We start from the raw sequence: 7679 nt of genomic DNA, 5'->3' as shown, positions 1-7679 counted from the left end.
GTTGGTGTGGGGGGGCCCCCCCCCCGCGCGGGGTTGTTCGCCCCCCCCCCCTGCTCCCCCCCCCCCCGCGGGGGCCCCCCCCCCCCCCCCCCCCCCCCGCTTCTGTCTGTGCGCCTCTCGGGCTGTCGGCGACCGGTCTCTCTTGTCGGCGGCCGGTCAGAGATCGATCGCGATCGAGGCCGCAGGGTCCCATTCTCCCGCCCAGCCGAGGTGGTCGAGCGCGAAGTCGAGGATGCCTGCCGTGAAGCCCCACACCTTGAGCACACCGACGTCGAAGGCCGGGGTCGTGATCTTCAGGTCCGGCCGGGCGAAGGTCCCTCGGTTGCCAGGCGCTACGAGGTCGGCGACGGCGATGCGGTAGACCGAATACGATTCGCGTTCGTCCATCACCTGCACGGCCCCCGGCTGTCGCCAATAGCCGATGACAGGAGTGACCTCGAACCTGCTCACGGGAATGTAGAGCGGGTCCATCTGCCCGAGCACCTCAACGGTGTCGGGGAAGATCCCTGCTTCCTCCTCGGCCTCGCGCAGAGCGGCTGCGGCCATGGATTCGTCCTCCGGGTCACGTCCGCCGCCGGGGAAGGCGACCTGCCCCGGGTGGTGACGCAGGGTCGCCGCCCGCTGCAGGAGGACGATGTCGACGTCGGCGACGCCGAGCTCCGCCAGTCGCCGGCTCTCGGCTCGACCCGCCTCGGTCCGGGCCCGTCCTCCCCGTCCGAACAGCATGAGGACTGCGGCGTCCCGGACCTTGTCCTGGCCGGCCTTCTTCATCCGGCGCAGCCACAGCGGAGAGCCGTGCGAGGTGGCGAGGTCCTCCAGCTGGGAGCGCAGCGCTCCGTCGGCGACCGTCGCACTCTCATCGGGGATCCGCGGAATCTCCACATCGTGACCGAACCGCGGGTCGGGCGCGTTGCCGGGCCGGATGTCGCCCGCGCTTCCGAATCTGCGGTCGGCCGCCTCGGCGCTCATGGTGTCGTCCGCACGTTCACGACGTGGCCTCGGGTGCCATTTCGAACCGGAGCATGGTGCGGGCCTTTTCGGGGTCGAGCTCGCCGATTCCGAAGGAGGGACACAGTGCCGTGAGCGGACAGGCGCCGCAGGCGGGGCGACGGGAGTGGCAGATGCGACGCCCGTGGAAGATCACCCGGTGTGACAGCACAGTGAGTTCTCTCTTCGGGAACAGGGACGCGATGTCGTTCTCGGCTCTGACCGCGTCTGTCTCTTCGGTCCAGCCGAAGCGCCGGGCCAGTCGTCCCATATGCGTGTCGACGGTCAGGCCCGGGGTGTCGAAGGCGTTGCCGAGGACCACATTCGCGGTCTTGCGGCCGACTCCGGCGAGCTTGACGAGTTCGTCGAGCGTGTCTGGAACCGCGCCGTCATGGTTCTCGACCAGGTCGTCGGCGAGCTTGACGATGTTGCGGGCCTTCGAACGGTAGAAGCCGGTGGAGCGGATGAGCTCCTCGACTTCGACGAGGTTGGCCACGGCGAGGCTGTGGGCGTCGGGGAAGGCGGCGAACAGGCCGGGGGTGACCGCGTTGACGCGGATATCGGTCGTCTGCGCCGAGAGCACCGTGGCGATGAGCAGCTGGAACGGAGTCTCGAAATCGAGTTCGCATTTCGCATTCGGGTACACCTCGGCGAGGATCCGATTGATCTTCCGCGCACGCCGGGTCCGGCCCAGCGGGGTCTCCTTCGCGAACTTCCGCGCGCTCTTCTCAGCCACCGTCAACACAGCTCACCATCCTAATCCGTGGCCGATGTTTCCGCAGTGAGGACCCTCACATCGCACTGCCCGCCCACCACCGCGGATATGCGCGGCGGTGCCAGCGGCACCGGGCAGGACGGGTTTTCACATTCATGGGCCACACTCCCGCGTCTTTGCTGGTATCGATGCAGTTGACCAGGTAGATTTATGTGTGATTATCACGACAAGGAGGAACCAGTGGATATTGAAGTGGTGCGGGGCGCGACGCTCTTCGCAGGCCTGGACGATGAAGCCACCAGTGCATTGATGAAGTTCATGAACCCGCGGAGTCTCCGTCGGGGAACCGTACTCTTCAACGAAGGCGATGCCGGCGATGAGCTCTACATCGTCTCCACGGGCAAGCTCAAGATCGGCCGTGAATCCTCCGATGGCCGCGAGAACCTGCTGTCCGTGGTCGGTCCCGGCGAGATCATCGGCGAGCTCAGCCTCTTCGATCCGGGCCCACGCTCGACCTCCGTCACGGCCGTCTCCCAGTCAGAGCTGCTCAGCCTCAAGCACGAAGACCTGACCACCTGGCTCAACGAACGGCCACAGGCGGCCATGAACCTCCTCAAGGCCCTGGCCCAGCGCCTGCGCCGGACGAACGAGACCGTCGGCGACCTCGTGTTCTCCGATGTGCCCGGACGCGTGGCCAAGGCCCTGCTCGATCTGGCCGCGCGCTTCTCGAAGCCGGCCCCCGACGGCGTCCTCGTGGCCCACGACCTGACTCAGGAAGAGCTCGCGCAGCTCGTCGGTGCCTCGCGTGAGACCGTGAATAAGGCTCTGGCCGACTTTGCCGCTCGCGGCTTCATCCGCCTCGAGGCCCGCTCGGTCGTCATCCTCGACATGGACCGCATGCGCAACCGCGCCCGCTGACCTCCCACGTCGCCGAGCCACCGGCGCCTCTGCAGCTCGAACGCCCGGACACTGCGGTGTCCGGGCGTTCCTGCGTCCTTGCGCCCCGCGCTCAGGCGTCGTCGGCGGGCAGGGCGTCGAGGTAGGCCAGCTGGGCCTTGACGATCTGCTCGGCAGCGGGCCGCACGGAGGGGTCGACGTCGTGGTAGACGATGTCGCAGACCTCGCCGGCGGTCTTCGCTCCCTGGCCGAGGGCGGCCCTGACCTGCTCGATGCGCTCCGATCGGTGGGCGCGGTAGTGGTCGATCACCTTCGCGGGATCGTCGATGCGGGGGCCGTGGGCGGGTTCGATGACTGCGAACGCCTCGTCATCGAGCAGGCTCCGCAGCCGGTCGAGGGAGTGGAGGTAGTCGCGCAGGGACCCTTCGGGGTGAGTGACGATCGTGGTCCCCTCCCCCAGGATCGTGTCGCCGCTGTAGAGCGTCCCGCCGTGGATGAGGCTGATGCTGTCGCTCGTATGGCCGGGGGTGGCCACCACGCGGAGCACATCGGCCGGGGCACCGCCGAAGGAGATCTCGTCGCCATCGGCCACCGGATCCGTGTGCCGGGCGAAGCGGTCGAGCACCGCGTAGACCGGAACGTCGGGGGCCCATTTCCCGATGCTGCCCAGCATCTCCGAGTGGTCGGCATGCTGGTGGGTGAGCACGATCGCGCGCAGGCTCCGAGGGCCCACCTCGGCGAGGAAGGCCTCCCGGTGCTCGGCGATCTCCGGGCCCGGATCGATGACCACCGCCGAGGCGTCGTCCTGACTGAAGACCACGTAGGTGTTCGTCCCGGTCAGGGTCATCGGGCCGGGATTGTTCGCGCGGATTCTCATGAGTCCTCGGTCTCCTCGTCGAGTGTGTCGTCATCATCGTCATCGCCGCCGAAGCTGAGGAACCCGGGGCTCTGGTCGCTGTCGGTCTCGCCGACGGCGATGGCCCGGTCGCGCAGCGTGCCCTTGCTGTGGGGGTCCTTGCCGGTCTGGATGACGACTTTCCAGTCGCCGTCGTCGTTGATGATCTCCGGGCGCAGCGGGTGAACATTGCGCACCTGCGCCATGGCAGCGCCCACGGTCGTGACCTCGCTGAGGCTTTCGACGATGAGACGGGCGCTGGCCCCGATGCTGTTCGGGTCGTCTCCGACCTCTTCGAGCACCTGGGACGGGCGCTTCCAGCCGCCCGAGGTCTCGTTCGGGGACAGGAAGTCGACCTCCTGGCCGAAGGGCACGGTGGCGATGAAGAACGTGGTGTCGAAACGGTGCAGCTGGGTCGGAGTGTTGATCCATCGCAGCCATGGCTTGCACAGATCGGGACGCAGCTTCACGTCGCGGTCGCGCAGAACCTGGGACCAGGAGACCTCGTTCGAGAACAGCCGGGAGCGTGTGGTGCGCCAGTCCGTCTGCGGCACGGCCACGACCTCTCGGTCGACGTCCTCGGCCAGCAGGATGCCGGTCGCGGCGAAGGTGATGCGTGCGGCTGCGGAGAAATGATGCAGCGCGCGGGATTTGTTCTCGATGCTCAGCGCCCGGGCACAGCGCGCGGAGTTCCACCCCGCCAGCGGAAGCTTGCGCACATCTCCGGGCCGCAGGCTGCTGGTCGGGAATGCCCACCGGTTGCGGTCCTCGACGCCGCGGGCATCGAGCTGTCGGGTGATGAAGACTTCAAGGCCCTCGGTTCCGTCCCTGATCAGTACGATCCCCGAGGTGGGGCGGGGGGCCTCGGGAACGGGCCACCGCCCGTCGGACTGCCAGTGGTCGAGCAGCCACCGCAGTTCCGACGACACGGGCAGAGTCCGTGTGCTAGGCGGCATCGCCTAAGACCTCGACGACGACCTCGACCTCGACGGGGGTGCCCAGAGGAAGGGTGTTCACGCCCACGGCGCTGCGGGCATGCTGGCCGCGGTCGCCGAAGATCTCACCGTAGAGTTCGGAGACTCCGTTGATGACGGCGGGCTGCTGGGTGAAGTCGTCGGCGGAGTTGACGAAGCCGGTGACCTTGACGACTCGGACGATCCGGTCGAGGTCTCCGATGACGCCGGCGATCGCGGCCAGTGCGTTCAGCCCTGCGGTGCGGGCCAGCTGGTAGCCGGTGTCGACGTCGACATCGGTGCCGAGATGGCCTGTGGCCGGCAGTTTGCCCTCGACGACGGGCAGCTGGCCTGAGGTGCAGACGTAGTTTCCGGTGCGGAGCGCCGGAACGTAGGCACCGGCGGGAGACGCGATCTCGGGGAGCTCGAGGCCGAGCTCGGCCATGCGGTCAAGGGTCTTCGACATAGTTCCTCTTTCGAAGTGGGTGGGAGCGGCGGGCCGGCAGGTTCAGCTCATTCCTTCGGACGCTTGAGATAGGCGACGAGGCCATTGTTGTCCGGTCCCGGTACGACCTGCACGAGTTCGTATCCGTCCTCGCCCCACTGATCGAGGATCTGCTTCGTCGCGTGGACGATCAGCGGCACGGTGACGTATTCCCACTTGGTCATGATTCTCCTCGGTAGTGTGTGCGGCGGCCCGATTCTGCCAGGCACTTCCCTGACTCGGGCAACGACGCGGTTCCGACCCCAGACTAGCTCAGTCCGAGGCGGGTCGGCATTTCCGCCGAGAGACGGGACAGCGTGCGAAATGACCGAAGGCGGGGAGGACCCGTGTTCCTCCCCGCCTTTCTGAAGTGACGGTCTGCCGCAGTCGGCCGATGCCCTCAGCTGGTCGGCTCAGTTGCCGCCGAGGCCGGGCGCCTCATCGCTGCCGCCGCCGTCACCGCCGTCGCCGCCGTTTCCACCGCCGCCGTCGCCGCCGTTTCCACCGCCGTTGCCGTGGCTTCCGCCGCCGTTGCCGCCGCCGTTGCCGTGGCTTCCGCCACCGCCGCCGTGGCCGCCACCGCCGCCGTTGTTGCTGCGACCGCTGGTCGAGGAACCGCCGCCTCCGGATCCGCCTCCCTTGAAGTACTTGCTGCTGGGCTTCGGGAACCCGGTGTTGCCCTTGGTCTCCTTGACCGCCTGCCGCATATAGGCCTGCCAGGTCTTACCGGAGATCGTGGCACCGTAGACGTGACCGCTGACGGCACCTGCCCCCTCATAGCGCCAGTCCCGGATGCCCGACGGGTCACCGGTCCAGACCGCCGTGGACAGGGTCTTCGTGAAGCCGAGCAGCCAGGTATGACCGACGTCGAAGTTCGTCGTACCGGTCTTCGCACCCGCAGGTACGCCGATGCCCAGACCGGAGGTCGTACCGCCGTTGAATGTCTGCGTCAGAGCGTAGGCGACGCCCTTGGCGACGTCCTTGTCGAGGACTCGCTTGCAGCCCTCACCCGGGAGATCGAGCTTCTTGCCGTTGCGGTCCTTGATCTCGGTGATGGGCTTCGGTCCGCAGAACTCGCCTTCGTTCGCGAAGGTCGCGAACGCGGCGGCCATGGCGATCGGCGTGGTCTCCGTCGTGCCGAGGATCGACGAGGGCGACAGAGCCTGGATGAAGCCCGACTTGTCCGCGTGGTCGAGCCTCTCCCCGTTGCCGTAGCGGATGCCCAGGTCCATCGCTGTTTCCATGATCTCGCACATGTTCAGCTGGTTGCCCATGGCTGCGTAACCGGTGTTCACCGAATTCTTCGTCGCTTCGAGCGCGGTCATCGATCCCTTGCCCTGACCGTCGCCGGCATTGTTCGGGTGCCAGTCTCCGCCCATGTTCGGACAGCCCTCGTACTTCCAGGAGCTGGCCGGGAAGTTGCGTTTCGTGGCGTTGACCGTGGTGTTGAGGCTCTTGCCTTCCTTGAGCCATGTGGCCAAGACGAAGGGCTTCCACGTCGAGCCGACCTGGAATCCGCCGCCGCCGTTGTGCTTGCGGTCGACGGTGTAGTTGATCGAGGTCTTCTTGTTCTTGTCCTTCTTCTTGACCTCGCCGGCCGTGTACTCCCGGTTCTCGGCCATTGCGATGACCTCACCGGTGCCGGGTTCGATGGTGACCAGCGCGTGGCCGGCTCCTGAGGGGTCCCCGACGGGCACGCGCTTCTTGACTTCTTTGTCCGCGATCTTCTGGATGTCGGGATTGAGGCTGGTCTTGATCGTCAGACCTCCCCGCTGGAGGAAGGCGAGTCGCTCGTCGGCCGTGTCCCCGAAGGTCTCGTCATTCATGATGACGTTCTGAACATAGTTGCAGAAGAACTCCGCATTGCTCTTCGCCGCCGTACAGCCGTTCGGTGTCTCATGCAGGTCGAGATCGAGGTCGGTCTTGACCGCCTTGTCGTATTCCTTCTGCGTGATGTGGCCGTACTTGAGCATCTGTCCGAGCACGGTGTTGCGGCGTTTGAGCACCTGGTCGGGGAACCGCTGCGGGTTGAACGCCGAGGGGTTCTGCACGATTCCTGCGAGCATCGCCGACTGCTGGATGTTGAGGTCCTTGGCGTGGATGCCCCAGTAACGGTAGGCGGCGGCTTCGACGCCGTACACATTCGGCGAACCCGAGTAGTTGTTGATGTTCATATAGCGGTTGAGGATTTCCTTCTTGTCATACTTCTTCTCAACCGCCACCGCGAGTTTGGCCTCGCGCAGCTTACGGGCATAGCCTTCGACGCCGTCGGATTCCTTCGCCGCCTCGACGCCTTCGGCGTCCTCTTCGGCGTGAGCGTTCTCCGCCAGCACGTTCTTCACGTACTGCTGGGTCAGCGTCGACCCGCCCTGAGTCGTCGAGGACACCATATTGTGCACCGCCGCACGCGCGATGCCCTCGATGTCGACTCCGCCGTGTTCGAAGTACCGGTAGTCCTCGACGGCGATCGTCGCGTTCTGCATGTTCTCGGAGATCTCGTCGAGAGGAACCTCGACGCGATTCTGCCAGTAGAATTCCGCGATCTCGGAACCATCGGAAGCAAGCATCGTCGACTTCTCGCCGAGGTCCTTGACCTCCAGGGTGGCGGGAAGCGAGTCGAAGATCTCGACCGCACTGTTCGCGCTGGCTGTGGCTACGCCGACTCCGGGAATGGCCAGGCCGGCCGCGACGATTCCCGCGACCGCGCTGACGGCCACGAACTGCATGAACGCGCCCATTTTCGTCGGA

Annotated in this window: 8 protein-coding genes; 1 reads left to right on the top strand and 7 read right to left on the bottom strand. The window is 66.4% G+C overall.

Annotation, left to right across the window (positions count from 1 at the left end; all coding sequences use genetic code 11):
* Positions 1 to 156 precede the first annotated feature (156 nt).
* Positions 157 to 969, bottom strand: a complete 813-nt coding sequence (locus IHE57_RS15875) for an NUDIX hydrolase (RefSeq protein WP_209325514.1) — start codon at positions 967 to 969, stop codon at positions 157 to 159.
* 16 nt (positions 970 to 985) lie between these two features.
* Positions 986 to 1732 (bottom strand): endonuclease III, encoded by a 747-nt coding sequence (nth, locus tag IHE57_RS15870; RefSeq protein WP_209325515.1) that lies wholly within the window; start codon positions 1730 to 1732, stop codon positions 986 to 988.
* A gap of 210 nt (positions 1733 to 1942) precedes the next feature.
* Here nth and IHE57_RS15865 point away from each other — a divergent pair, with 210 nt between their 5' ends.
* On the top strand, positions 1943 to 2620 hold the full coding sequence (locus tag IHE57_RS15865; RefSeq protein ID WP_209325516.1) for a Crp/Fnr family transcriptional regulator: 678 nt from the start codon (positions 1943 to 1945) through the stop codon (positions 2618 to 2620).
* 91 nt (positions 2621 to 2711) lie between these two features.
* Here the strand turns inward: IHE57_RS15865 and IHE57_RS15860 are convergent, their stop codons facing one another.
* From IHE57_RS15860 to IHE57_RS15840, 5 genes are all read right to left on the bottom strand, one after another.
* Positions 2712 to 3476 carry an MBL fold metallo-hydrolase gene (locus IHE57_RS15860; RefSeq protein ID WP_209325517.1) on the bottom strand — a complete coding sequence of 255 codons (765 nt, stop codon included), beginning with the start codon at positions 3474 to 3476 and terminating at the stop codon, positions 2712 to 2714.
* Positions 3473 to 4423 (bottom strand): NUDIX hydrolase, encoded by a 951-nt coding sequence (locus tag IHE57_RS15855; RefSeq protein ID WP_343071893.1) that lies wholly within the window; start codon positions 4421 to 4423, stop codon positions 3473 to 3475. Before IHE57_RS15855 ends, IHE57_RS15860 begins: the two co-directional genes overlap by 4 nt.
* 16 nt (positions 4424 to 4439) lie before the next feature.
* Positions 4440 to 4913 (bottom strand): RidA family protein, encoded by a 474-nt coding sequence (locus IHE57_RS15850; RefSeq protein WP_209325519.1) that lies wholly within the window; start codon positions 4911 to 4913, stop codon positions 4440 to 4442.
* Between the two features lie 47 nt (positions 4914 to 4960).
* A complete protein-coding gene (gene sp36 / locus IHE57_RS15845; protein WP_009883339.1) occupies positions 4961 to 5116 on the bottom strand; it encodes a Sp36 family protein in 156 nt (51 codons plus the stop codon).
* A gap of 228 nt (positions 5117 to 5344) precedes the next feature.
* A complete protein-coding gene (locus IHE57_RS15840; RefSeq protein WP_253720392.1) occupies positions 5345 to 7657 on the bottom strand; it encodes a transglycosylase domain-containing protein in 2313 nt (770 codons plus the stop codon).
* Positions 7658 to 7679 lie beyond the last annotated feature (22 nt).

It is taken from the genome of Brevibacterium renqingii (assembly GCF_017808105.1).
Lineage (GTDB): Bacteria > Actinomycetota > Actinomycetes > Actinomycetales > Brevibacteriaceae > Brevibacterium > Brevibacterium renqingii.
The sequence above is the reverse complement of the archived record's forward strand: the minus strand, read 5'-3'. Positions and strand labels throughout refer to the sequence as shown.